The 22,933-nt window shown below is 70.3% G+C and carries 19 protein-coding genes and 7 pseudogenes; 15 read left to right on the forward strand and 11 right to left on the reverse strand.

Annotated features, from left to right (window positions below; all coding sequences use genetic code 11):
• Positions 1-23 precede the first annotated feature (23 nt).
• The 6 genes and pseudogenes from tsaD (at position 24) to DPM13_RS26650 (ending at position 4,534) form a co-directional block, all read left to right on the forward strand.
• Positions 24-1,087, forward strand: a pseudogene (gene tsaD / locus DPM13_RS05185) (tRNA (adenosine(37)-N6)-threonylcarbamoyltransferase complex transferase subunit TsaD).
• Positions 1,084-2,027 (forward strand): annotated as a pseudogene (locus DPM13_RS05190) (NAD(P)H-dependent glycerol-3-phosphate dehydrogenase). Before tsaD ends, DPM13_RS05190 begins: the two co-directional pseudogenes overlap by 4 nt.
• A complete protein-coding gene (locus DPM13_RS05195) occupies positions 2,027-2,299 on the forward strand; it encodes a YciI family protein (RefSeq protein ID WP_223252365.1) in 273 nt (90 codons plus the stop codon). Before DPM13_RS05190 ends, DPM13_RS05195 begins: the two are co-directional and overlap by 1 nt.
• On the forward strand, positions 2,299-2,724 hold the full coding sequence (locus tag DPM13_RS05200) for an EVE domain-containing protein (RefSeq protein WP_112887585.1): 426 nt from the start codon (positions 2,299-2,301) through the stop codon (positions 2,722-2,724). Before DPM13_RS05195 ends, DPM13_RS05200 begins: the two co-directional genes overlap by 1 nt.
• A 44-nt stretch (positions 2,725-2,768) precedes the next feature.
• Positions 2,769-3,455, forward strand: coding sequence for an ABC transporter transmembrane domain-containing protein (locus tag DPM13_RS26645; protein WP_397245752.1), 687 nt, complete (start codon positions 2,769-2,771; stop codon positions 3,453-3,455).
• Positions 3,404-4,534 (forward strand): annotated as a pseudogene (locus tag DPM13_RS26650) (ATP-binding cassette domain-containing protein). Before DPM13_RS26645 ends, DPM13_RS26650 begins: the two are co-directional and overlap by 52 nt.
• Here DPM13_RS26650 and DPM13_RS05210 read toward each other — a convergent pair.
• Positions 4,531-4,884: a CAP domain-containing protein gene (locus DPM13_RS05210; protein WP_112887586.1), complete on the reverse strand. Its 354-nt coding sequence runs from the start codon at positions 4,882-4,884 to the stop codon at positions 4,531-4,533. The pseudogene DPM13_RS26650 and the gene DPM13_RS05210 overlap by 4 nt on opposite strands.
• A 292-nt stretch (positions 4,885-5,176) precedes the next feature.
• Here DPM13_RS05210 and lysM point away from each other — a divergent pair, with 292 nt between their 5' ends.
• The 3 genes from lysM (at position 5,177) to DPM13_RS05225 (ending at position 9,022) form a co-directional block, all read left to right on the forward strand.
• Positions 5,177-5,725, forward strand: coding sequence for a peptidoglycan-binding protein LysM (gene lysM, locus DPM13_RS05215; RefSeq protein ID WP_112887587.1), 549 nt, complete (start codon positions 5,177-5,179; stop codon positions 5,723-5,725).
• Between the two features lie 111 nt (positions 5,726-5,836).
• Positions 5,837-7,723 (forward strand): acyl-CoA synthetase, encoded by a 1,887-nt coding sequence (locus DPM13_RS05220; RefSeq protein ID WP_112888705.1) that lies wholly within the window; start codon positions 5,837-5,839, stop codon positions 7,721-7,723.
• Between the two features lie 225 nt (positions 7,724-7,948).
• The gene (locus DPM13_RS05225; RefSeq protein ID WP_112887588.1) at positions 7,949-9,022 is read left to right on the forward strand and encodes a glycosyltransferase 61 family protein; all 1,074 of its coding nucleotides are present in this window, start codon (positions 7,949-7,951) and stop codon (positions 9,020-9,022) included.
• A gap of 7 nt (positions 9,023-9,029) precedes the next feature.
• Here DPM13_RS05225 and DPM13_RS05230 read toward each other — a convergent pair whose 3' ends face one another.
• The 5 genes from DPM13_RS05230 to DPM13_RS05250 all read right to left on the reverse strand — a co-directional run bounded on the left by DPM13_RS05230 (position 9,030) and on the right by DPM13_RS05250 (position 13,131).
• Entirely contained in the window at positions 9,030-9,284 is a 255-nt protein-coding gene (locus tag DPM13_RS05230) for a hypothetical protein (RefSeq protein ID WP_112887589.1), read from the reverse strand.
• A gap of 137 nt (positions 9,285-9,421) precedes the next feature.
• On the reverse strand, positions 9,422-11,077 hold the full coding sequence (gene ettA, locus DPM13_RS05235) for an energy-dependent translational throttle protein EttA (RefSeq protein ID WP_112887590.1): 1,656 nt from the start codon (positions 11,075-11,077) through the stop codon (positions 9,422-9,424).
• A gap of 69 nt (positions 11,078-11,146) precedes the next feature.
• Positions 11,147-12,004, reverse strand: a complete 858-nt coding sequence (locus DPM13_RS05240) for a sulfotransferase family protein (protein WP_112887591.1) — start codon at positions 12,002-12,004, stop codon at positions 11,147-11,149.
• A gap of 98 nt (positions 12,005-12,102) precedes the next feature.
• Positions 12,103-12,297, reverse strand: coding sequence for a hypothetical protein (locus DPM13_RS20490; RefSeq protein WP_189654845.1), 195 nt, complete (start codon positions 12,295-12,297; stop codon positions 12,103-12,105).
• A gap of 144 nt (positions 12,298-12,441) precedes the next feature.
• A complete protein-coding gene (locus tag DPM13_RS05250) occupies positions 12,442-13,131 on the reverse strand; it encodes a zinc-ribbon domain-containing protein (protein WP_189654846.1) in 690 nt (229 codons plus the stop codon).
• 153 nt (positions 13,132-13,284) lie between these two features.
• Here DPM13_RS05250 and DPM13_RS05255 point away from each other — a divergent pair.
• The 5 genes and pseudogenes from DPM13_RS05255 to DPM13_RS05275 all read left to right on the forward strand — a co-directional run bounded on the left by DPM13_RS05255 (position 13,285) and on the right by DPM13_RS05275 (position 17,420).
• Positions 13,285-13,958, forward strand: a pseudogene (locus DPM13_RS05255) (cell division ATP-binding protein FtsE).
• Positions 13,955-14,883, forward strand: a pseudogene (locus DPM13_RS22290) (cell division protein FtsX). Before DPM13_RS05255 ends, DPM13_RS22290 begins: the two co-directional pseudogenes overlap by 4 nt.
• Positions 14,883-15,656 carry a lysophospholipid acyltransferase family protein gene (locus DPM13_RS05265; RefSeq protein WP_080620985.1) on the forward strand — a complete coding sequence of 258 codons (774 nt, stop codon included), beginning with the start codon at positions 14,883-14,885 and terminating at the stop codon, positions 15,654-15,656. Before DPM13_RS22290 ends, DPM13_RS05265 begins: the two are co-directional and overlap by 1 nt.
• A gap of 157 nt (positions 15,657-15,813) precedes the next feature.
• A pseudogene (locus tag DPM13_RS05270) lies at positions 15,814-16,662 on the forward strand (ABC transporter ATP-binding protein); the annotation flags it as partial.
• The gene (locus tag DPM13_RS05275) at positions 16,659-17,420 is read left to right on the forward strand and encodes an ABC transporter permease (RefSeq protein WP_112887594.1); all 762 of its coding nucleotides are present in this window, start codon (positions 16,659-16,661) and stop codon (positions 17,418-17,420) included. The pseudogene DPM13_RS05270 and the gene DPM13_RS05275, both read left to right, overlap by 4 nt.
• Positions 17,421-17,685: 265 nt before the next feature.
• Here the strand turns inward: DPM13_RS05275 and DPM13_RS05280 are convergent, their stop codons facing one another.
• The 3 genes from DPM13_RS05280 to DPM13_RS05290 all read right to left on the reverse strand — a co-directional run bounded on the left by DPM13_RS05280 (position 17,686) and on the right by DPM13_RS05290 (position 18,884).
• Positions 17,686-17,895: a hypothetical protein gene (locus DPM13_RS05280; protein ID WP_112888706.1), complete on the reverse strand. Its 210-nt coding sequence runs from the start codon at positions 17,893-17,895 to the stop codon at positions 17,686-17,688.
• 108 nt (positions 17,896-18,003) lie between these two features.
• The gene (locus tag DPM13_RS05285) at positions 18,004-18,210 is read right to left on the reverse strand and encodes a cold-shock protein (protein WP_028718976.1); all 207 of its coding nucleotides are present in this window, start codon (positions 18,208-18,210) and stop codon (positions 18,004-18,006) included.
• A 173-nt stretch (positions 18,211-18,383) separates the two neighbouring features.
• Complete coding sequence (locus DPM13_RS05290) at positions 18,384-18,884, reverse strand: hypothetical protein (RefSeq protein WP_051578012.1); 501 nt, start codon at positions 18,882-18,884, stop codon at positions 18,384-18,386.
• Between the two features lie 124 nt (positions 18,885-19,008).
• Between DPM13_RS05290 and rimO the strand changes: the two are divergent.
• A pseudogene (gene rimO / locus DPM13_RS05295) lies at positions 19,009-20,384 on the forward strand (30S ribosomal protein S12 methylthiotransferase RimO).
• A gap of 3 nt (positions 20,385-20,387) precedes the next feature.
• Here the strand turns inward: rimO and DPM13_RS24830 are convergent.
• Both DPM13_RS24830 and DPM13_RS24835 read right to left on the reverse strand, forming a co-directional pair.
• On the reverse strand, positions 20,388-21,869 hold the full coding sequence (locus DPM13_RS24830; RefSeq protein WP_317616434.1) for a DUF4175 family protein: 1,482 nt from the start codon (positions 21,867-21,869) through the stop codon (positions 20,388-20,390).
• Positions 21,754-22,878, reverse strand: coding sequence for a DUF4175 domain-containing protein (locus tag DPM13_RS24835; protein WP_262983259.1), 1,125 nt, complete (start codon positions 22,876-22,878; stop codon positions 21,754-21,756). Before DPM13_RS24835 ends, DPM13_RS24830 begins: the two co-directional genes overlap by 116 nt.
• Positions 22,879-22,933 lie beyond the last annotated feature (55 nt).

The following is a 22,933-nucleotide window of genomic DNA, read 5'->3' on the forward strand; positions in this document are numbered from 1 at the left end:
GCCTTTCGCGGACAAGGACAAGCATGGCACCGACCTTTCTGGGGATCGAAAGCAGTTGCGACGACACCGCCGCCGCCGTCGTGCGGGGCGACGGGACGATCCTGTCCTCGGTCGTCGCGGGCCAGACGGCGCTGCACGCCGATTTCGGCGGCGTGGTGCCGGAAATCGCCGCCCGCGCCCATGCCGAAAAGCTGGACCTTTGCGTCGAGCAGGCGCTGGAGCAGGCGGGCGTGACGCTGGACGCGCTGGACGGCATCGCCGTGACGGCGGGGCCGGGGCTGATCGGCGGCGTCCTGTCCGGGGTGATGCTGGCCAAGGGGCTCGCCGCCGGATCGGGCCTGCCGCTGGTCGGCGTGAACCACCTGGCGGGCCACGCGCTGACGCCGCGCCTGACGGACGGCGTGGGCTTTCCCTATCTGATGCTGCTGGTCTCGGGCGGGCACTGCCAGTTCCTGCTGGTCCGGGGGGCGCAGGATTTCACCCGGCTGGGCGGCACCATCGACGACGCCCCGGGCGAGGCCTTCGACAAGGTCGCGAAGCTTCTGGGCCTGCCCCAGCCCGGCGGCCCCTCGGTCGAGGCGGCGGCGCAGGGCGGCGATGCGCGGCGCTTTGCCTTTCCGCGCCCGCTGCTGGGCCGGCCGGGCTGCGACCTGAGCTTTTCGGGCCTCAAGACGGCGGTGCTGCGCCAGCGCGACGCGCTGGCGACGGCGCAGGGCGGCCTGCACGAACAGGACCGCCGCGACATCTGCGCGGGCTTTCAGGCGGCGGTGGCCGAGGTGCTGGCCGAAAAGACCCGCCGCGCGCTGGAGCAGACCCAGGTTCCCGTGCTGGCCGTCGCGGGCGGGGTCGCGGCGAACCAGACCCTGCGGAGCGCGCTGATGGCGGTGGCCGAGGCGGCGGGCGCGCGGTCCTGGCGCCGCCGCTGCGGCTGTGCACCGACAATGCCGCGATGATCGCCTGGGCCGGGATCGAGGCGTTCCGCGCCGGTCAGCGCGACGGCATGGACCTGGCCGCCCGCCCGCGCTGGCCCCTGGACAGCGCCGCCGCGCCGATGCTGGGCACCGGCAAGCGCGGGGCCAAGGCATGAGCGGCGGCGTCGCCATCATCGGCGCGGGCGCCTTCGGCACCGCCCTGGCCGTGGCGCTGGCCGCGCGCGGGCCGGTCACGCTGTGGGGCCGCGACGTGGCCTGGACTGGACGCGAGACCCGCGCCTGCCCGGCATCGCCCTGCCCGACCCGCTGACCCTGACCGACCGGATCGGGGCTGCACCGCCGACACCCTGCTGCTGGCGCTGCCGGCACAGGTGCTGGGCGGCTTTCTGGCCGAACACGCCCCGCTGCTGGATGGCCGCAACCTGGTCAGCTGCGCCAAGGGCATCGACCTGTCGACGCTGCAAGGCCCCTCGGCGCTGATCCGCGCGGCCTGCCCGCGCGCCACGGTCGCGGTGCTGACCGGCCCGGGCTTTGCCGCCGATATCGCCCGCGGCCTGCCAACCGCCCTGACCCTGGCCTGCGCGGACGCCAAGGCGGCGCAGGCGCTGCAGGCGCGGCTCTCGACCGGGACGCTGCGGCTTTACCGCACCACCGATGTCGCGGGCGCCGAACTGGGCGGGGCGCTGAAGAACGTGATCGCCATCGCGGCGGGCGTGGCCATCGGCGCGGGCTATGGCGACAGCGCGCGCGCCAGGTCATCACCCGCGGCTTTGCCGAGATGGCGCGGCTGGCCGCCGCCTGGGCGCGCGGCCCGAAACGCTGACCGGCCTCTCGGGCCTGGGCGATCTGGTGCTGACCTGCACCTCGCAGCAGTCGCGCAACTTCCGCTATGGCCTGGCCCTGGGCGCGGGCCGCGATTTCGGCGCCGGCACCACGGTCGAGGGCGCGGCCACCGCCCGCGCCGTCGCGGCCCTTGCGCCCCGCCTGAGGATCGAGCTGCCCCTGTCGCGCCTGGTCGCGGGCCTTGCCGAGGGGCGCATCGCCGTGGAACATGCGCCCGACATCCTGTTGAACCGCCCCCTGAAGGAGGAATGATGCCCCTGTTCGCCGTGATCTGCCGCGACAAGCCCGACCACCTGCAAACCCGGATGGACACGCGCGAGCGCCATCTGGCCTATGTCGGCGAAAACCCCGGCGTCCTGCTGGCCGGCCCCTTCCTTGAGGACGGCAAGCCCTGCGGCTCGCTGCTGATCGTCGAAGGCGACAGCCTGGGCGCGGTCGCCGACTGGGCGGCGCAGGATCCCTATGCGCAGGCGGGCCTGTTCGCCTCGGTCGAGGTCAGCGAATGGCGCAAGGTGATCGGCTGATGGCCTTCTGGCTTTTCAAATCCGAACCCGACGTGTTCAGCTTCGACGACCTGATCGCCAGGGGCGCGACGGGCGAGCAATGGGACGGCGTGCGCAACTATCAGGCCCGCAACAACATGCGCGCCATGAAAAAGGGCGAGCGCGGCTTCTTCTATCACTCGAACATCGGCAAGGCGGTCGTCGGCATCTGCGAGGTCGTGGCCGAGGCGCATCCCGACAGCACCGCGCAGGACCCGAAATGGGAATGCGTCGATGTCCGCGCCGTGGCCCGGCTGAACCGGCCCGTCACGCTGGACGAGGCCAAGGCCGAGCCCCGGCTGGCCGGCATGGTCCTGGTCAACAACTCGCGCCTGTCCGTGCAGCCGGTGTCCGACGCCGAATGGCAGGTCATCCTGGACCTGGGACAAGGCACCCAAACGCGCTAGGCAATCCGGCGGGCCCCGCGCCCCCGGTCCCCAAGGGAGGAAACATGGCACGCGGCCCCACCATCACCGCCGACCGGCCCACCACGAAACGCATCGGCGCGCTGCGCGCCCTCTGGCCCTTCCTGCGGCCCTATCGCGGCCTCTTGGGCGCGGCGGTCGTCGCGCTTGTCATCACCGCCGGGATCAGCCTGATCCTGCCGCTGGCCGTGCGCCGCGTGGTGGACGGGTTCGACGCGGGCGCCCATCTGCTGGACCAGTATTTCGGCGCGGCGCTGGCGATCGTCGCCCTGCTCGCGCTGGGGACGGGCGCGCGCTATTACCTGGTCACGCAGCTGGGCGAACGGGTCGTGGCCGACCTGCGCCAGGCAGTCTTCGACCGCGTCATCACGCTAAGCCCGGCATTCTACGAACGCGTGCTGACCGGGGAAATCATCAGCCGCATCACCACCGACACCACGCTGATCCAGTCGGTCATCGGATCAGCGTGTCCATGGCTGCGCAACCTGCTGATCCTCGGGCGGCAATTGCATGATCTCGTCGGGGGTCAGCAGGTCGCGGCCGGTGACGCTGGTCGTGGTGCTGTCGAACTCGCCGGGCTTCTGGCTGATGCTTCGATAGCCAGGAGTGGCTCGCCGATAGCGCCGGCTCGGCCTCGGAAAGCCTGCTTGCGGCGCAGACGGTGCAGGCCTTCACCCATGAAGGCCCGACCCGCGCGCGCTTCCGCGAGGTGACGGAACGCTCCTACGGGGCGGCCCTGGGCCGGGTCAGGACGCGCACGATCATGACGGTGATCGTGATCTTCCTGATCTTTTCGGGCGTCCTGGGCGTCCTGTGGGTCGGCGCGCGCGACGTGCGCACGGATGTCATGACGGCGGGCCAGCTGGTGCAGTTCGTGATCTATGCCGTGCTGGTCGCCGGCGCGGTCGGCGCGCTGTCGGAAATCTGGGGCGAGCTTCAGCGCGCCGCCGGGGCCACCGAGCGGCTGACCGAGCTGCTGAGCGCGCAGGACACGCTGACCGATCCCCCGAACCCCGTTCCCCTGCCCCGTCCGGTGCAGGGCCGCATCGGCTTTCGCGACGTGACCTTCCATTACCCGTCGCGGCCCGATGTCTCGGCGCTGGAAGGGATCACGCTGGACATCGCCCCGGGCGAGACGGTGGCCCTGGTCGGCCCCTCGGGCGCGGGCAAGACCACGGTCGTCCAGCTTTTGCTGCGCTTCTGGGACCCGGCCAGTGGACAGGTGACGATCGACGGGATCGACCTGCGGCAGATGGCGCGGGCCGACTTCCGCCAGGCCATCGCGCTGGTGCCGCGGACCCGGTGATCTTTTCGGGCAGCGCGCGCGACAACATCCGTTCGGCCGCCCCGGCGCCAGGACGCCGAGGTCGAGGCCGCCGCCCGCGCCGCCCATGCCCATGACTTCCTGTCCGCGCTGCCGCAGGGCTATGACAGCCCGGTGGGCGAACGCGGGGTGATGCTGTCGGGCGGGCAGAAGCAGCGCATCGCCATCGCCCGCGCCATCCTGCGCGACGCGCCGATCCTGCTGCTGGACGAGGCGACCAGCGCGCTGGACAGCCTAATCCGAGCGGCTGGTGCAGGACGCGGTGGACGAACTGGCGCGGTGCGCACCACGATCATCGTCGCCCACCGCCTGGCCACGGTGAAGAAGGCCGACCGGATCGTGGTCTTCGACCACGGCCGCATCCTGGCGCAGGGCCGGCACGAGGAACTGGTGGCGCAGGGCGGGCTTTACGCGCGGCTGGCGCGGTTGCAGTTCACCGAAGGCGCGGGACTGCAGGCCGCCGGCTAGCGCGGCGCGGCATAGACCGCCGTCCAATAGGTGGTCCGCCCGTCTGCGCCCACCGCCCGGCCGATGCCGACATGCCGCACCTGGGCATTGGCGATATTGGCCAGATGCGGCGGGGACCGCATCCACATGGCCATCGCCTGATCCAGCCGGGCGGGTCCGGCGGCGACGTTCTCGGCGATGACGCGGGGCGCATAGCCCGCCGCCCTGGCCCGCTGCATCGGCGCGCTGCCGTTGCTGCCGGTATGGCTCAGCACCCCGCGCCGGGCCATGTCGCAGGCATGGGCGGCCGCCGCCTTGGCCAGCCGCGGATCGGGGGCGACCGCCGCCGACCGCGCGCGCGCGCTGCGCATTGGTCGCGGCGGCCGCGGCCTGGTTGTCGGCCGCAGTCGTCGCCGGACATGTGGCCCGCCCCTGGGCCAGGACGCCGCCGGCGGGCAGCGCAGCAAGCAGGGCGGCAAGGCCGATGGCGGCGGTTCGAGATCTGCGGAAAGGCTGCGGGCCTCCGCTTCGGCTGTGTGCTGGCTGGCGCGGGCTATGGGTCGAGCGGGCCTTTCCGCCAGGGTTTGACGCGCGCGCTTGACGGAACCGCCGATGAAGCGGAACGTTCCCCCCGGCACAATCCAGACGAGAAAGGACAGCACCATGGCTTTCTGGGACTTCGTGAAGGACGCGGGCAAGTCGATCTTCGGCAACGAGGCGCAGGCGGCCCCCGCCCCCTCGGCCAAGCCGGCCCCTGCGGCCCCCGGACAGGCAGGAGCAGCCCAGGCAGGGACCGCCCAGGCCAGCGCCGACGGCGAAACCGACCGCAAGGTCGCCGCGCTCAAGGCCGAACTCAAGGAACTGGGGCTGACCGCCTCGGACGTGCACCTGACCCTGCGAGGCGGCGATACGGTCGTCATCAAGGGCCAGGCCCGCGGTCAGGAAACCCTGGAAAAACTGGTACTTGCCGTGGGCAACATCAAGGGCATCGCCCGCGTCGAACTGGCAGATGAGCCGGGCGCCCCGGCCTCGGCCCCGGCCGAACAGCCCCTGTTCCACACCGTCAAGAAGGGCGAGACCCTGTCGGCCATCGCCAAGCAGCACCTGGGCGACGCCAACCGCTATCGCGAGATCTTCGAGGCCAACAAGCCCATGCTGTCGGACCCCGACAAGATCTATCCCGGCCAGACCCTGCGCATCCCGCGCGGCTAAGCCCTGACGCTGCGTTGCCCCCGCCCGGTGCGGGGGCCTCGACCCTTGCCCTGATCCCGGGTTATGAACCATCCTCATCCGCGGGAGCGCAAGAAGCAGGGAGAGGATCAGATGGCCAAGTTCGCGACAGCCGCGGACCGCGACGCGGTCGAGGCGGAAATGCCCTATCGAAACAGGGATCTGCCGCAGACGGTCTATCAGATGCTCAGCCGCACCCGGGAACGGTTTCCGACGCGGCCCGCCATGGGCTTCCAGATCCTGTCCGCGCCCCGCTCGAAATCCGTGGTGCTGAACTGGAACGAACTGCACGAGCGCGTGACCGAGGCCGCGAACCTGTTCCGCTCGCTGGGCATCGGGCCGCGGGACGTGGTGGCCTATCTGCTGCCGAACGCGCTGGAAACGCCCATCGTGCTGCTGGCCGGGGCGACGGCCGGAATCGTCAATCCGATCAACCCGCTGCTGGATGCCGAACAGATCGCCGCCATCCTGCGCGAGACCGGGGCCAAGGTCCTGGTCACGCTGAAGCCCTTTCCCAAGACCGACGTGGCGCAGCGCGCGGCGGATGCGGTCGCGCTCGCGCCGAACGTCAAGACCGTGCTGCAGGTCGATCTGCGGCCCTATCTGTCGGGCCTCAAGCGGCTGGCGATCCCGTTCCTGCGGCCCAAGCTCGAGGTCCGCAACACCGCGAAATACCTGGATTTCGAGGCCTGCGTCTCGGCCCAGCGGCACAACCGCCTGACCTTCGACGAACCCGAAGGGGACCGCGTCTGCGCCTATTTCCACACCGGCGGCACCACCGGCACGCCCAAGGTCGCCCAGCACAAGCAGTCGGGCATGATCTACAACGGCTGGCTGGGCGCCGAGATGCTGTTCGACGAAACCGACGTGCTGATGTGCCCGCTGCCGATGTTCCACGTCTTCGCGGCCTATCCGGTGCTGATGTCCTGCCTGGCCTCGGGGGCGCAGCTGGTCATGCCGACGCCCGCCGGCTATCGCGGCGAGGGGGTGTTCGACAACTTCTGGAAGCTGATCGAGCGCTGGCAGGCGACCTTCCTGATCACCGTGCCGACCGCCATCGCCGCGCTGATGCAGCGCAAGGTGGATGCCGATGTCAGCAGCCTCAAGACCGCGATCTCGGGTTCGGCGCCCTTGCCGGTCGAGCTTTACAACCGCTTCAAGACCGCCACCGGGGTCGAGATCGCCGAGGGCTACGGGCTGACCGAGGCGACCTGCCTCGTGTCCTGCAACCCCGTGGAAGGGCTGAAGAAAGTGGGATCGGTCGGGCTGCCGCTGCCCTATAGCCACGTCCGCATCCTGTGCAAGACCCCCACGGGTTTCCGCGAATGCGCCACCGACGAGATCGGCGAGATCTGCGTCGCCTCGCCCGGGGTGTTCGAGGGCTCGACCTATACCGAGGCGGACAAGAACCACGAGTTGTTCGCCGAGGGGCGGTTCCTGCGCACGGGCGACCTGGGGCGGCTGGACGCGGACGGATACCTGTGGATCACCGGCCGGGCCAAGGACCTGATCATCCGGGGCGGCCACAACATCGACCCGGCGCTGATCGAGGACGCGCTGCTGTCGCATCCGGCCGTGGCCTTCGCCGGCGCCATCGGCCAGCCCGACAGTTTCGCGGGCGAGCTGCCCTGCGCCTATGTCGAGCTGGTGGCCGGCGCCGAGGTCACGGTCGAGGCGCTGGCCGAACACGCCCGCAGCCATATCCCCGAGCGTGCGGCCATACCCAAGCACATTGAAATCCTTGACGAACTTCCCAAGACGGCGGTGGGCAAGATCTTCAAGCCGGACCTGCGCAAGCGCGCCATCGCCCGCGTCTATGGCGCCGCCCTGACCCAGGCCGGGCTGGCCGTGACCGTGGCCGAGGTGGTCGACGACCGCAAGCGCGGCCTGGTCGCCCGGCTGGCCCGGACCGAGGGCGTGGACGAGGCGGCCGTGACCACCTGCCTGGGCCAGTTCGCCGGTCCCTGGGAGTGGGCCTGAGCGCCGCGCAACGGCAGCGCGCGGTGCATGACGCAAATCGTTGATTTTCAACAAACAGGCAATGCACCGCGCGTACACTGCCCGTACACCGGGCATGCACCGCGCGTCGGACCGCCGGGCTGCGTCCGCAAGGCTTGACCTTGGCGCCGGCTTGAGGCCCTAAAGGGCCAGCACCCGCTCCGGTTGTTGCCGGCGGGCGGGCGCAGCACGCTGAAAGGAGCCGCCATGGACCAGCCTCCGCACCCGGACCATGGATGGTCGCGCGGCGTCACCGTCGTCGAGAACGCCGTCGTCGTCCCGCCGCGCAGCTTTGGCGAGCATCCGGTCTGCGGCGTCTGGGGCCCCGACGGCGACGTGCCCGAGGCGGCGCATTGGCGCGACGAAAAGCGCGTGCCACGGCCCCTGGCCGAGCCGCCCGAGCCCGCCGCCCGGCTTTCCGGCACGCATCTGTTCGGCGGCTTCCTGTTCGGCCATTTCGGCCATTTCGTCGTTGAATCGCTGGCGAGGCTGTGGCTGACCTCGGAACCCGCGCAGGGCTGGCTGTTCCTGCCGCGCCGGGTCCACATCAAGGGCGTGCAAAGGCTGCACCGCCCGTTCTTCAACCTGCTGGCGCCCGAGATGCCGGTCAGCCTGCTGCGCGAGCCGGTCGCGGTCGAGCGGCTGGTGATCCCCGGCCAGGGCTTCGGCCTGGGCGCCATCGCCCGCGGCACCCCCGAGTTCCGCGCCATGCTGCGGCTGCGGACGGCGCGCATCCGGTCGAACGGGCCGCGCCGGATCTATGTCTCGCGTTCCGCCCTGGGCGGCCAGGGCGGCGTCCTGAACGAGACGGCGATCGAGCGGAACCTGGCGCGCGAGGGCTATGCGATCATGCATCCCCAGACCATGACGCTGCGCGAGCAGCTGATCTGGTACAAGTCGGCGCGCCATGTGCTGGGGCTGGACGGCTCGGCCTTTCACCTGCTGGGGCTGGTGGCGCGGCCCGAGCAGACCATCGGCATCATCCTGCGCCGCAGCACCGGCGACTATGCCAACATCGCCGCCCAGATCGAGGGCATGCAGGGCCATCCGCCCGCCGTCATCGACGCCTTGCGGGCGAACTGGATGCCGCCGGACCGCGCCAACCCGAACTTCCTGAGCACGGGCGAGCTGGACCACGCGGCGCTGGCTGAACGCCTGGAGGCCGGGGGCTTCATCGCCAAGGCCCAGGCCTGGCGCGCCCCGGAGGAGGCCGAGGTGGAAGAGGCCATCCGCACGGTCGAGGCTGCGGGTGGGCAGCCACTGGTGCGGCGGGCGGTGTGAGAGGGGGTCAGCGGCGGGCTGCGGCCATGATGCCCGCGGCGATATAGGCCTTGGGATAGACGCCGGCGACCTCGTGGATGATGTCAAGTTCAGCCAGCTTGGCCAGCAGCTTGCGCGCGCCCGTGTCGCTGATTCCCAGGCGCTCTGCCACCGACCTGGGAATGACCACCGGATTTTCGAACAGCATCGAGACGACGCCGACGGCATTGCCGCTTTTGATCGCGGTGACGCGGTCGCGGTATTCGACCTTGAGCGCGATCATCCGGTCGATGGTGGCGATGGTCTGTGTCGTATCGCAAGATATGCCTGACGTTGGAACCGGGCGCTCCCTTCAAACTTTAGGGGCGAAAAGTTTGAAGTGATGCCCGATATCCAACCGGAGTTGGTTTTGAACCCACCCTACCGCGTGAACTTCTTGTACTTCACCCGCTTCGGTTCGATCGAATCGGGGCCGAGGCGGCGGACCTTGTCGGCCTCGTAGTCCTCGAAGTTGCCCTCGAACCATTCGACATGGGCGTCGCCCTCGAAGGCCAGGATATGGGTGCAGAGCCGGTCGAGGAAGAAGCGGTCGTGCGAGATGATGACCGCGCAGCCGGCGAAATCCTCGAGCGCGGCTTCCAGCGCCTGCAGCGTTTCCACGTCCAGGTCGTTGGTCGGTTCGTCCAGCAGCAGCACGTTGCCGCCCGATTTCAGGAGCTTGGCCATGTGCACGCGGTTGCGTTCACCGCCCGAGAGCAGACCCACCTTCTTCTGCTGGTCGCCGCCCTTGAAGTTGAAGGCGCTGCAATAGGCGCGGCTGTTCATTGTCGCGTCGCCCAGTTCGATCAACTCGGCCCCACCCGAGATTTCCTCCCACACGGTCTTGTTGGGGTCGAGCGCGTCGCGGGACTGGTCGACATAGCTGAGCTTCACCGTGTCGCCATAGCTGATCTCGCCCGCGTCGGGGGGCTCCTGTCCGGTCAGCATGCGAAACAGCGTGGACTTGCCGGCGCCGTTCGGCCCGATCACGCCGACGATGCCGCCCGGCGGCAGGCTGAAGGACAGGTTCTCGACCAGAAGCTTGTCGCCCATGGCCTTTTTCAGCCCCTCGACCTCGATCACCTTGTTGCCCAGCCGCTCGCCGTTGGGGATGATGATCTGGGCGTTCGACAGCTTCTCGCGCTCGGACTGGCTGGCGAGTTCGTTATAGGCGTTGATCCGGGCCTTCTGCTTGGCCTGCCGCGCCTTGGCGCCGGCGCGGATCCATTCCAGTTCGCGCTCCAGCGTCTTCTGCTTGGCCTTGTCCTCGCGCGCTTCCTGTTCCAGCCGCTTGGCCTTCTGTTCCAGCCAGGCCGAATAGTTGCCTTCGTAGGGGATGCCGCGGCCGCGATCCAGTTCCAGGATCCAGCCGGTGATGTCGTCCAGGAAATAGCGGTCGTGGGTGACGCAGAGGATGGTGCCCGGGTATTCGATCAGGTGCTTTTGCAGCCAGGCGATGGTTTCGGCGTCCAGGTGGTTGGTCGGTTCGTCCAGAAGCAGCATGTCGGGCTGTTCCAGGAGCAGCTTGCACAGCGCGACGCGCCGCCGCTCGCCGCCCGAAAGGCTGTCCACGTCGGCGTCGTCGGGCGGGCAGCGCAGCGCCTCCATCGCGACGTCGATCTGGCTGTCGAGATCCCACAGGTTCTCGGCGTCGATCTCGTCCTGCAGGCGCGCCATCTCGTCGGCGGTCTCGTCCGAGTAGTTCATCGCCAGTTCGTTGTAGCGGTCGAGCTTGGCCTGCTTGGCCTTGACGCCCTCCATCACGTTGCCGCGCACGTTCAGGGCAGGGTCGAGCTGGGGTTCCTGCGGCAGATAGCCCACGGTCGCGCCCTTGGCGGCCCAGGCCTCGCCGGTGAAGTCCTTGTCGATGCCGGCCATGATGCGCAGAAGCGTCGACTTGCCGGCGCCGTTCACGCCCACGACGCCGATCTTGACGCCGGGCAGGAAGTTCAGGCGGATGTTCTCGAAGGTCTTCTTGCCGCCCGGATAGGTCTTGGACACCCCGTCCATGTGGTAGACGAACTGGTAGGAGGCCATGATCTTTCCCCGTGTTCTGGAAGCGCTGCGTTCGGGGCTATGTAGTGCAGGCCGGGCGAAAGGGAAAGCCTAGCGGAACTGGCTGGTGAAGGCGCGGCCGAAGGTTTCCTCGAGAAAGGCGAACTGCGGTTCGAGCTTTGCGCGCAGCGCGGCGCGGGCCTTGTCGGGCACGACCAGGCTGTTGTCCGAGGCAAAGACCTTGCGCCCGGTGTCGCGATAGTCGTGCGGCGGCAGGCCGAGGAAGGTTTCGACCTGGCGCAGCAGGCCCAGGGGGTCGCGGGCGATGCGGCCGAAGGGCAGGTACAGCATCCGGTCGGCGCCGAAGCGGGCGTTCCAGCGCGGCACATAGGTCCTGTAGTCGCCGCGGTCGACCAGCACCGGGTCCTGGACCTCGGTCAGCCAGTCCTCGACCGAGGCGGGTTTGCGGCGCGCCCGCGTCAGGTTCATCTTGAGCTGCGAGATGGCGCGGTCCACCGGATGGCGGATGATGTAGATGAACTTGGCCTCGGGCAGGAATTTCGCGATGAAATCCACCCCTTCCTCGGGCAGGGTCGAATATTCGGGGGTGATGTCGATGGTCTTGCGACCTTCGGGGGCGGGCGCGAAGACGGTCTTGTACCAGTGGTTGGTGAACATCGGTTCGCGCATCACGCGGTCGAGGTATTTCACGACCGGGGCGGGCACGTCCTCGCCCCGCGCCTCATAGCGTTTCTCGATGTTCTGGCGGGCGCGCTTGAAATGCCAGGGCAGCCATTTGCGGTGCTCCTCGACAAAGCGGTGGTTGAAGAACTGCACCTCCTTGAAGGGGGGCGTCCACAGGCCGGGATGCTGGCCCAGCATCTGCGACAGCCAGGTGGTCCCGGCCTTTTGCGCGCCGATGCCCAGGAAATCGGGTTTGCGAGGCTTGCCGTTCGGGTCCCAGTCCATGCGTTCCGCCTTGATTGCCGATCAGGAGCAGCCCCTCCTTAAGGCAGGGCCGGGGCGAGGGGAACCCGCGGCCAAAAGGAATCTGCGCCAGGCGGCGCTCAACCTGCGGTCAGCAGGCCGTGCAGCCACAGCCGAAGCTGATCGACGCCGTCCCGCAGCGCGCCCAAGGCGCCGCCGCCGTCCTGCCCGGCGGGCAGGCGGGGGGCAAGCGCGTAAAGCGCCAGGAAAGCCAGCGCCAGCATGACGGCAAGGCCGAAGCCCGCCGCATAGCCGCCGCGCCGGGCGGGAACCACGGCCGGCAGGGCGGCGGCGGGCGCGGGGCGGGTGGGCGCGGGGCGGGCCGGCCGGGCCAGGGGGCCTTCGGGGCGGGCATCCCTGTCGCGGGCCTGTCGGGCCGGGCGGGTCGTCCGTGGACGGGGCGGGCGCGGCGCGCCGGGTCAGGGTCGCGGCCAGCAGCGCCGCGTCGGGCAGCCGGCGCGGCGGCTGGTCCGGGGCCGCGTCGGATTCGGGGTCGGTGATCGAGACGGCGGGCTCGGGCAGCGGGCCAGCCTGGGCCGGGGCGCGGGGGCGGGCTCGGGTTGCGGCTCGGGTTCCGACGTGGATGCGGGCGCGGGGGCGAACGCGGGCGGCGCATCGTCGGGCGGCGCATCGTCGGGCAGCGTCACCGTCGCAACCGGCCAGTCGAAATCCGCGCGCGGGGGCGTCGGCGCGGTCGTGGGCTGTTGGGGCACGGGGTGCAGTTCGGGTTCGGCGATGGTCTGCGACGGCGGCGGAGCCGGGGAAATAACGGGAATGTGATCGGCCGCCGGGGCCGGCTTGCGGCCCTCGGCCTGGCGGGCGGAAAGCTCCCGGGCGGCTTCCTCGCGCAGGATGGACAGGATGGAATCGTCCAGCGGGCGGCTCAGCGGCGCGGGTTCGCTGGGGTATGCCGCCCCCTGCCCCGCCGGCGCCGGTTGCACGGCGGGCGGCGGATTCCCGCGTGTTTTCGGGGCTGCGACGGGGGCTGCGGCCGGCATCTGCAACCAGACATGGGCGCAGGATGAACATTCGACCTCGCGTCCGGCGGCGGGAATGGCCGTATCGGGGATCTCGTATTCGGCTCTGCAACGGGGGCAGGTCAGGCGCATTCGGTCACTTTCATCGTCGCTTGGGGGCGGTGCGGGCGCCAGCGTGGCTGCGTCTCGCATTCGCCGCGCGACTGTTCTATCAAGCCGCGAACCGCACGCCAAGCAGCCCGGCCGCCCGCCCGAACGGCCGGCCCGGAAGGAAGGAACCGCCCCGTGATCGAGATGCAGAACCTGTCTTTCGGCTATGGCGGGGACGATCCCCTGCTGGCCGACATGTCGCTGACGCTGCCGCCGGGATCGTTCCATTTCCTGACCGGGCCGTCGGGGTCGGGCAAGACCACCTTCCTGCGGCTGTGCTATGCCGACCTGCTGCCCAGCGCCGGGCGGATGACCGCCTTTGGCCAGGACGTGCGCGAACTGTCGCGCGACGGCATCGCCGCCCTGCGCCGCCGCATTGGCGTGGTCCACCAGGACACCCAGTTCCTGGACCACCTGCCGGTCGCCGAGAACATCGCCCTGCCCCAGATCGTCGCCGGCGAGACGGTGGACATGCAGGCGCTGTCGGCCTGCTGAGCTGGGTGCAGCTGACCGGCCACAGCCGCGCCATGCCGCCGGCCCTGTCGGGGGGCGAACGCCAGCGCGCGGCCCTGGCCCGCGCCGTCATCATGTCCCCCGACCTGGTCATCGCCGACGAGCCGACGGGAAACCTGGACTGGGACATGTCGATGCGGCTGCTGCAACTGCTGATCGAACTGAACCGCTCGGGCAAGGCGGTGCTGTTTGCCACCCATGACATGAACCTGATCCGCGCGGCCAAGCAGCAGGTGCAGGCGCGGGTGCTGCGCATCGCGGGCAAGCGGCTGCAACTGGCGGGGGCCGACCTGTGAAAAAGACCGATCTGAAATCGCTGGACCTGGGCGCGCTGTGGCGCGGGCTGACGCGGCCGGATGCCACCGGCGCCGACCGGGTGGTGCCGCCGACCGGCTATACCGCGCAGCTGACGCTGTTCTCCGCCGGGGCGATGGCCTTTCTGGCGGTCTTTGCGCTGGCCCTGGCGCTGGCCACGGGCCGGCTGGCAGAACGCTGGTCCACGGAACTGGCGCAGACGGTGACGGTGCGGCTGTCCGCCCCCGCCGACCAGATCGACGACCAGACGGCGACCGTGCTGGAGGTCTTGAAGACCACGCCCGGCGTGGCCGAGGCGCGGCTGCTGCCCGACGCCGAGGTCGAAAAGCTGCTGGAGCCCTGGTTCGGCCCCGATGTCCCGGTCGAGGCCCTGCCAGTGCCGCGCCTGATCGAGGTGAGCGAAGGCCCCGAGGGGTTCGATTCCGCCGCCCTGGCGCTGCGCCTGCAGGGCGAGGCGCCGGGCGCGGTGCTGGACGACCACACCCGCTGGCGCGAGCCGCTGGTGCGCGCCGCGGGCCGGCTGCGGGCGCTGGGCCTGTTCTCGCTGCTGCTGATCGCGGCCACATCCGGGGCGATGATCACGCTGGCGGCCAAGGCCTCGCTGGCGGCGAACGGGCAGGTGATCCGGGTGCTGCGGCTGATCGGCGCGCGCGACATCACCATCGCCACCGCCTTCGTGCGCCGCTTTACCCGCCGCGCCGCGCTGGGCGCCGCCGCGGGCACGGTGCTGGGCATGCTGGCGGTCTGGGCGCTGCCCGCCGCAGACGAGGCCGGGGGCTTCCTGACCGGCCTGGGGTTCCAGGGCTGGGGCTGGATCTGGCCGCTGCTGATCCCGCTGGCCGCCGCCGCCATCGGCTTTGCGCGACCCGCTGGGCGGCGCTGCGGATGCTGCGCGAGGTCGCCTGATGGCGTCCCGCCGGCCGGGTCGGGGCGGCGCGCTGGCCTGGGCGCGCACGCTGGCCTATTACCTCTACATCGCGCTCGCGACGCTGGTGCTGGGGCTTTGGGGCTTGCCGCAGGGCCTGCGCGGACGCGCGGCGGCGAACCGCGTCGCCACCGTCTGGCTGCGCCAGATGCTGGGCGCGGCGCGCGTCATCCTGGGGGTGCGGGTCGAATATCGCGGCGCGCCTCCGGTGGGCGACGTGCTGATCGCGGCCAAGCACCAAAGCTTTCTGGACATCCTCGCACTGGCGCAGGCCTGCCCGCGCCGTGCCTTCGTGATGAAGCGCGAGGTGCTGAACGTGCCGATCATGGGCTGGTTCGCCCGCAAGGTCGGCTGCATCCCGATCGACCGCACCAGGGGCAAGGACGCGCTGCGCCAGATCACCGCCGAGGTCGAGGCCGCGCGCCGCTCGCCCGAGGGGCTGGGCCAGCTGATCGTCTATCCCGAGGGCACGCGCACCCTGCCCGGCCACAGCCTGCCCTATAAGCCCGGGGTGGCGATCATCCAGCGCGCGACCGGACTGCCCATCGTTCCGGTGGCAGCCGATTGCGGCCTGTTCTGGCCCAAGCGCGGCTTTCCGATCCGCCCCGGCGTGGCCGTGGTCCAGTTCCTGGAGCCCGTCCCCCCTGGCCAGCGGATCGAGCCCCTGCTGGCCGATCTGGCCGGCCGGATCGAGCCCGCGAGCCTTGCGCTTTACCACGAGGCCGGGGGCGAGGCCGCGCTGGCGGGGCGCTGATCTGGGCGCTTGCCATTGCCGGATCGGTCCGGCGCGCCTATCTGGGCTGGGCTGCCCGCTTTCGGCCGGCGCCCGAGGGGATACAGGGCTGGCTGCGCACGGAGCGCGACCGGCTGTCGAAGCACAAGCCGCTCGCCAAGGCGGTCGACTACATCGTTCAGGGCGGAGCCTGGCCCTGCTGGGCCCCAATGGCGCCGGCAAGACCACGCTGATTTCCATCATCTGCGGGCTGGTCAGGCCCACCGGGGGCACGGTGCGCGTGGGCGGCCACGACATCCGCAGCGACTGGCGCGCGGCCAGGAAGCTGATCGGCCTGGTGCCGCAGGAGATCGCGCTGGAGCCCTTCGAGAAGGTCATCGACTGCGTGCGCTTCACCCGCGGGCTTTACGGCGAGGGCCCGGACGAGCCCTATCTGGAAAGCCTGCTGCGCAGCCTGGCGCTGTGGGACAAGCGCGACGCCCGCACGCGCGAGCTGTCGGGCGGCATGAAGCGGCGCGTGCTGATCGCCAAGGCGCTGTCGCATCGCCCGAAGGTGCTGTTCCTGGACGAGCCGACGGCCGGCGTCGACGTGACGCTGCGGCGCGAGATGTGGCAGGTGGTGCGCGACCTGCGTGCCCAGGGCGTGACCATCATCCTGACCACGCATTACCTGGAAGAGGCCGAGGACATGGCCGACCGCATCGGCGTCATCAACCGGGGCGAGCTTTTGCTGGTCAAGCCCAAGGCCGAGCTGATGGGCGAATTCGGCAAGAAGCGCCTGACCATATCGCTGTACGAGCCGCTGGCCGCCCTGCCCGAGGAACTGGCCGACCGGCTGGCGCTGTCGGCGGACGGAATGGAGCTGGGCTATGACTACGACACCCGGGCCGAGCGGACCGGCATCGCCCGGCTTCTGGCCGAGCTGACCCAGCACGGCATCGCGGTGCGCGACGTCGCCACCAAGCAAAGCAATCTGGAAGAAATCTTCATGTCGCTGGTCGAGGACCGGCAGGAGGCGAGCGCATGAACTGGAACGCCGCACGCGCGATCTATGACCACGAGATGGCGCGCTTCTTTCGCACGGTCTGGCAATCGCTCGCCTCGCCCGTGCTGTCCACGGTGCTGTATTTCGTCGTCTTCGGCGCAGCCATCGGCGGGCGCATCCAGTCGGTCGAGGGCGTGGCCTATGGCGCCTTCATCGTGCCCGGCCTGATGATGCTGACCGTGCTGCAGCAATCGGTCAGCAACGCCAGCTTCGGCATCTATTTCCCGAAATTCTCGGGGACGATCTATGAATACCTGGTCGCGCCGACCGGCTGGATCGAAGTCACGCTGGGCTTTGTCGGCGCCGCCGCCTCGAAGGCCGTGCTGATCGCGCTGGTGATCCTGGTGACCAGCTTCTGGTTCAACGGCATCCACATCGCCCATCCGGTCTGGATGCTGGCCTTTCTGACCCTGACGGCGCTGGGATTTTCGCTGCTGGGCTTCATCATCGGGCTTTGGGCCAAGTCCTTCGAGCAGTTGCAGATCGTGCCGATGATGGTCATCACGCCCCTGGTGTTCCTGGGCGGCGCGTTCTATTCGGCCTCGATGCTGCCGCCGTTCTGGGAAGGCGTGGCCAAGCTCAATCCGGTGCTTTACCTGATCTCCGGCTTTCGCTGGAGCTTCTTCGACATCGCCGACGTGCCGGTGGGCGTCTCGCTGCTGGCGGTCGCGGGGATGATCCTGGTCTGCCTGGGCATCATCCGCTGGATCTTCGTCACCGGCTGGCGGCTTCGCGAATAGGCGGGGCCTTGGGCGCCGAAAGGGCCAAAGGGGCCGCGAGGCGTTTCGTGGCGAACATCGCGGCCAGGCGGCGCTGATCCTGATGCTTGCGGGCGGTCTTTCTGCGGGTGGGTCGTCTGGTGGTCATCGAAACCTTTCATGAGTGTTGAATACGGCAAGGGGGCCGCAGGCGGCGACCCCTTGCCGGGCGGGCAGGATCACCTGCCCCATGCATCGGGAATCCGTCCGTCCCCGGTCTGGCCGGGTCAGGTCGGTCTGCCTGTGATCAGGTCTTCTTGCCGCGCTTGGCGGCGGGCGCCGGTTCCGGCGTGGCTGCCGCCTGGGCCAGGCGCGCGGCGCGCAGTTTTGCGGTCAGCTGCTGGCGACGCTCGGTCTGGTCGGCGATGATCTGCCGCGCCTCCGAGGTCGTGCGGTCCATCGCGGTCAGCGGGGCCGGCGCGCGGAACAGCCCCTTGGTCCCGTCCTTGGGTGCCATGGTGGCCTCCATCAGGGGTTCGGGCCGGCCGGGATCGGCCGGTCCCATCATCATGCCGCAGGCGGGCCGGCGCTAGGGGCGCCATGCCGCCGCAGTCGGTCCCGAGGCTTAGGCCAAGGCCAGGTTGCGCGCCGACTGGCGGCCGTCGCGACCCGATTCGATGTCGAAGGTCACCGCCTGGCCGTCAGCGACGGTGCGCAGGCCGGCGCGCTCCACGGCCGAGATGTGCAGGAACACGTCCTTGCCGCCATCTTCCGGGGCGATGAAGCCGAAACCCTTGGTTGCGTTGAACCATTTCACGGTGCCATTGGCCATCGTGAGATCTCCTTTTGTATGTCGCCCGCGAAATTGCGGCGACCCGGCTCGGTCAGATCAAAACGCAGTCTGAAGCCGAAAAGGAGACAGTGCAGAAGAAATAACGTTGCCCGCCCAAGATAGGGGGCACCGGCGCCAAAAACAACCCCCGACTGCGCATGCCGTGCCCGGCTTCAGCGCGGACACAGCTTGGTCTGCGGGTCCAGCCGGACATAGTCGCGGGCGCTGATCTTGTGCATCTTCAGCGAATGCTTCCATTCGCTGTTCCACTTGCGCAGGATGCCGCCACGGTAAAAGCGGCCCATGATCTCGTCCACCAGGGGCGGGATGATGGTGGTGCCGGGGATGCGCGGGGCGTGAAAGCCGATGGTGGCGTTCGGGCCCAGGCAGGCGTTGGGCAGCGTCGTGTAGATCGTGCAGGCCGAGCGGCAATAGCCCCGCACCTGCACCGGACGCCCGCTGGCCGCAAGCCTGTTGCGGTACTGCACCGCCTCGAGCACGTTGCCGCCCTTGTTGTTCAGGATGATGATCGGCTCGGCCTTGCCGCGCGGCTGGGCGGGGGCGGGACCGGGCAGCAGGGCCGCGACCAGGGCGGCGGCGACAAGCGGAAGCAGGCGGGACATGGCCAGTCTGGCCGGGGTCAGTCGGGGCATGGTGAGGGGGCGCGTGGTCATGGCGCCAGCTTATGCCGCGAAGCCCGCCGGCGTCAAAATGACGTTCCGGCGAGCGCGCCGCCGGCCGCCGGGCCTGCGCTTGGCGCTTAACAAGCGCCCCGGCCCGCACTATATGCCGCCCATCATGAGCCAGAACCCGCCCCTGCTGCGCCCCGATCTAGCCCCCAGCCCGATCTTCGACACCACGCGAAGGGACGGGCAACCGACCATCGGCATGGTCAGCCTTGGCTGTCCCAAGGCGCTGGTCGACAGCGAACGCATCCTGACGCGCCTGCGCGCCGAAGGCTATGCCATCAGCCCCGACTACAAGGGCGCGGGCGCGGTGATCGTGAACACCTGCGGCTTCCTTGATTCGGCCAAGGCCGAAAGCCTGCAGGCCATCGGCGAGGCGCTGGCGGAAAACGGCAAGGTCATCGTCACCGGCTGCCTGGGGGCCGAGCCCGAATACATCACCGGCGCGCATCCGTCCGTGCTGGCCGTGACCGGCCCGCAGCAATACGAACAGGTGCTGGACGCGGTGCACCATGCCGTGCCCCCCAGCCCCGACCCGTTCGTGGACCTGCTGCCGGCTAGTGGCGTCAAGCTGACGCCGCGCCATTACAGCTATCTGAAGATTTCCGAAGGCTGCAACCACGCCTGCAAGTTCTGCATCATTCCCGACATGCGCGGGAAACTGGTCAGCCGCCCGGCGCACGCGGTGATGCGCGAGGCCGAAAAGCTGGTCGAGGCCGGGGTGCGCGAACTCCTCGTGATCTCGCAGGACACCTCGGCCTATGGCCTTGACCGCAAGTTCGCGACCGAGCGCGGCCACCGCGCCCATATCACCGACCTGTCCCGCGACCTGGGGTCGCTTGGCGCCTGGGTGCGGCTGCATTACGTCTATCCCTATCCGCATGTGCGCGACCTGATCCCGCTGATGGCCGAGGGGCTGGTGCTGCCCTATCTGGACATCCCCTTCCAGCACGCCCATCCCGACACGCTGAAGCGCATGGCCCGCCCGGCGGCGGCGGCCAGGACGCTGGACGAGATCGCGGCCTGGCGCGCAGCCTGCCCCGAGATCACCCTGCGCTCGACCTTCATCGTCGGCTATCCGGGCGAGACCGAGGCCGAGTTCCAGACCCTGCTCGACTGGCTCGACGAGGCGCAGCTGGACCGCGTCGGCTGCTTCCAATACGAAAACGTCGCCGGAGCGCGGGCGAACCTGCTGCCCGACCATGTGCCCGCCGAAGTCAAGAGGAGCGCCGGGACCGCTTCATGGAAAAGGCGCAGGCGATTGCCGAGGCGAAGCTCGCCGCCAAGGTCGGACGCCGCATCGAGGTGATCGTCGATTCGGTCGATGAGGACGGGGCGACCTGCCGCACCAAGGCCGATGCGCCGGAAATCGACGGCAACCTGTTCATCGACGACGGGTTCGAGGCGCTGACACCGGGCGACATCGTGAGCGTGACGGTGGACGAGGCCGGGGAATACGACCTCTGGGGCCGGCTCGACGCGGGCTGAGCCCTAGAAGCGGTCCAGAAGCCGGCCCAGATAGTCGCGTTCATCCTCGGGCCGGGTGCGCTCGCCGCTGCGGCGGCGGATTTCCTCTTGCAGGTCGCGGGCGCGGCGCGCGGGATCGGGCCCTTCGGCCAGGGGGTCGCCGGTCGCGATCTGGCCGCCCTGCCCCTCGGTCGAGCGGCCCAGCGGATCGGTCTGGGGGCGGTTCTGATAGGGCTGGGCCAGGCCGCGCTGGCCGTTTCCTTCGCGGCTCTGGCCTTCGGGGCCGCCTTCCTGCCCACCCTGCTGGGGCGCGCCCTCCTGCCCCGGCTGGTTCTGGGCCTGCATCTCGCCCAAGGCGCGCATGCCCTCGCGCATGTTCTGGATGGCCTGGGCCTGGCGCTCCATCGCGCCGGCGGGGTCGCCGTCGCGCAGGGCCTGTTCGGCCCCCTCCATCGCGCGGCCGGCGTCGTCCAGCGCCTGCCGCGCCTGGTCGCCGGGCTGGGTGCCGCGCCCCGGCGAAGCCGCGCTGGCGGCCCAGCGCCTCGCGCAGCTCGCGCTGGCGGTCGGCCAGGACCGGTTCTGCTGATCGCCCTGGCCCTGCTGGCCGTCCTGTCCGGGCTGCCACTGGCCGTACTGGTCCTGCATCTGGCGCATCGCCTCGTCCGCCAGGCGCTGCTGGTCGCGCAGCGTCTGCGCCAGCCGGTCCGAGGGACGCTCGCCCTCGCCGCCCTCGCCCGGCTCGCGGGTGACGCGCATATTCTGCATCATGCGGTTGAACTGGTCCAGAAGCTCCTGCGCCTCGGCCATGCGACCCTCGTTCATCAGGCGCTGGATCTCGTCCATCATCTGCTGGATCTGGTCGCCGGTGATGCGCTGGCCCTGCGCCTTGGGCGAGCGGTCGAATTTCTCGGCCGGGTCCTCGCCCTGCTGGGCCAGCATGTCGGTATAGGCGTCGGTCGCCTCGCGCAATTCGTCCATCAGGCGCTGGATCTCGTCGGGGCTGGCGCCGTTGCGGATCGCCTCGGACAGCCGCTCCTGCGCCTGCTGCATCCGCTCCAGCGCGTCGGCAAGCCCGCCGTCCTCAAGCGCGACGGCCGCGTCCCACAGGACCTGGGCCAGGTCGTTGCGCGAGTCCTCGGTCAGGGGACCGACCTCCAGGACGCCGATCGCGCCGCGCAGACCCTGGGCCAGGGCCGGGTCCATGAAGCCCTCGGGCTGCCAGCTGACGGCGCGCAGCAGCTGGGCGCTGCGGGCCGCGTTCTCGCGCGACCACAGCAGGTCGCGGCGCAGCTCGATCAGCGCCGCCGCCAGCGGATCGAAAAAGCGCCGCCCCGGCAGGATCATCGCCACCGGCTGCGCGCGGCCGGCCTGGTCGATCCCGTCGCGCACCTCAAGCGAGACGGTGACCGGCAGGTTCGCCCAGGGGTGGCGCGACAGGTCGGCGGTCAGCTGGCCCCGCAGGTCGCGGCGCGCCCAGGTCGCGGGCAGGGGCAGGTCCAGTTCGATGGCCGCGCGCGGCTCGGGTTCGACGGCCGGCCAAGCGGCGGTCGATCCCCGACATGTCCAGCGCGATCACCGCCCGGCCGCGCGCGACGCCATTGTCGTCGCTGGCCGAAAAGGGCTGGACGAAGCGGCCGTCGGCGCGGCGGTCGGGCTGGACCAGCGGCCCGACGGTCGGCGCGGCATCGGGGATCACCGTCACCGGAAAGCGCCGGCCGGCGACCTCGACCGTGCCGTCGCGCTCGGCCAGGAACTCGGGCGCGGCGGGATCGGTGCCCGGCAGCGCCGCGCCGATGTCCTGCGCCACCGCCGTGCCCTCGCCATAGATGCGAAAGCTCAGCACCGTGCCCTCGGGCAGGCTCAGGGCCTCGCCCTCGGGCAGCGCGTTCAAATAGATCGTCGGCCGGCGGGTATAGGCGGGGGGCTCGGCCCAGCCCTCCCAGCCGGGCGCGGCCTCGACGTCGGGCCGGGTTTCGGGGGCGGGGCGAAAGGTCGCGCCCAGGGCCGCGATCCCCTGTCCGAAGCGGCCGGCGGGGGCAAAGACCAGCGCCATGACCAGCGCGACCATGCCCGCCAGCCGCAGCGCGACCGGACGCGCCAGCGCAGCCGGCGCGGGCGCGCGGGCCGGGTCGGCGGCCGGCCGCCCGCGCTCACCGCCGTGCAGAAGGCGGAGGCGCGGCGGATGCTCGGCGACGACGGCCGCTCGATCGCGCAGCGCCGCAGGGGCCGCCCCGGCAGGGCCGCATGACGCGGTCCCGCGCCGCCTCGGCCGAGGGCGCCGGAACCGCCGCCAGCCCCGCACTGCAGCGACGACCAGGACCAGCAGCGCCAGGCCCATCGCCCAGGGCAGGACGGACAGGGGCAGGACATCGGCCAGGCCAAAGGCCAGCGCGGCGACCACTGCGGCCAGCACCACGCCCAGCGGCCAGAAGGCAACGGCCACCGCCTCCCACAGCATCGCCGCGCGGGTCAGGCAGACCGCGCGACGCACCTGGGGGGGATCGGGCCTATCCACGGGCAGTCATTCTTTCTTGTCCAAATATCCCACGGGGGTCCGGGGGTGTGAAACC

Origin of the sequence: Paracoccus mutanolyticus (assembly GCF_003285265.1) — a bacterium.
In the GTDB taxonomy this organism is placed as follows: domain Bacteria; phylum Pseudomonadota; class Alphaproteobacteria; order Rhodobacterales; family Rhodobacteraceae; genus Paracoccus; species Paracoccus yeei.

Excerpts from the sequence above, each read along its gene's own strand:
- DPM13_RS05195 (WP_223252365.1), top strand. The coding sequence starts at position 2,027 with ATGCCCCTGTTCGCCGTGATCTGCCGCGACAAGCCCGACCACCTGCAA.
- DPM13_RS05200 (WP_112887585.1), top strand. The coding sequence starts at position 2,299 with ATGGCCTTCTGGCTTTTCAAATCCGAACCCGACGTGTTCAGCTTCGAC.
- DPM13_RS26645 (WP_397245752.1), top strand. The coding sequence starts at position 2,769 with ATGGCACGCGGCCCCACCATCACCGCCGACCGGCCCACCACGAAACGC.
- DPM13_RS05210 (WP_112887586.1), bottom strand. The coding sequence starts at position 4,884 with ATGCGCAGCGCGCGCGCGCGGTCGGCGGCGGTCGCCCCCGATCCGCGG.
- lysM (WP_112887587.1), top strand. The coding sequence starts at position 5,177 with ATGGCTTTCTGGGACTTCGTGAAGGACGCGGGCAAGTCGATCTTCGGC.
- DPM13_RS05220 (WP_112888705.1), top strand. The coding sequence starts at position 5,837 with ATGGCCAAGTTCGCGACAGCCGCGGACCGCGACGCGGTCGAGGCGGAA.
- DPM13_RS05225 (WP_112887588.1), top strand. The coding sequence starts at position 7,949 with ATGGACCAGCCTCCGCACCCGGACCATGGATGGTCGCGCGGCGTCACC.
- DPM13_RS05230 (WP_112887589.1), bottom strand. The coding sequence starts at position 9,284 with ATGATCGCGCTCAAGGTCGAATACCGCGACCGCGTCACCGCGATCAAA.
- ettA (WP_112887590.1), bottom strand. The coding sequence starts at position 11,077 with ATGGCCTCCTACCAGTTCGTCTACCACATGGACGGGGTGTCCAAGACC.
- DPM13_RS05240 (WP_112887591.1), bottom strand. The coding sequence starts at position 12,004 with ATGGACTGGGACCCGAACGGCAAGCCTCGCAAACCCGATTTCCTGGGC.
- DPM13_RS05250 (WP_189654846.1), bottom strand. The coding sequence starts at position 13,131 with ATGCGCCTGACCTGCCCCCGTTGCAGAGCCGAATACGAGATCCCCGAT.
- DPM13_RS05265 (WP_080620985.1), top strand. The coding sequence starts at position 14,883 with ATGGCGTCCCGCCGGCCGGGTCGGGGCGGCGCGCTGGCCTGGGCGCGC.
- DPM13_RS05275 (WP_112887594.1), top strand. The coding sequence starts at position 16,659 with ATGAACTGGAACGCCGCACGCGCGATCTATGACCACGAGATGGCGCGC.
- DPM13_RS05280 (WP_112888706.1), bottom strand. The coding sequence starts at position 17,895 with ATGGCACCCAAGGACGGGACCAAGGGGCTGTTCCGCGCGCCGGCCCCG.
- DPM13_RS05285 (WP_028718976.1), bottom strand. The coding sequence starts at position 18,210 with ATGGCCAATGGCACCGTGAAATGGTTCAACGCAACCAAGGGTTTCGGC.
- DPM13_RS05290 (WP_051578012.1), bottom strand. The coding sequence starts at position 18,884 with ATGACCACGCGCCCCCTCACCATGCCCCGACTGACCCCGGCCAGACTG.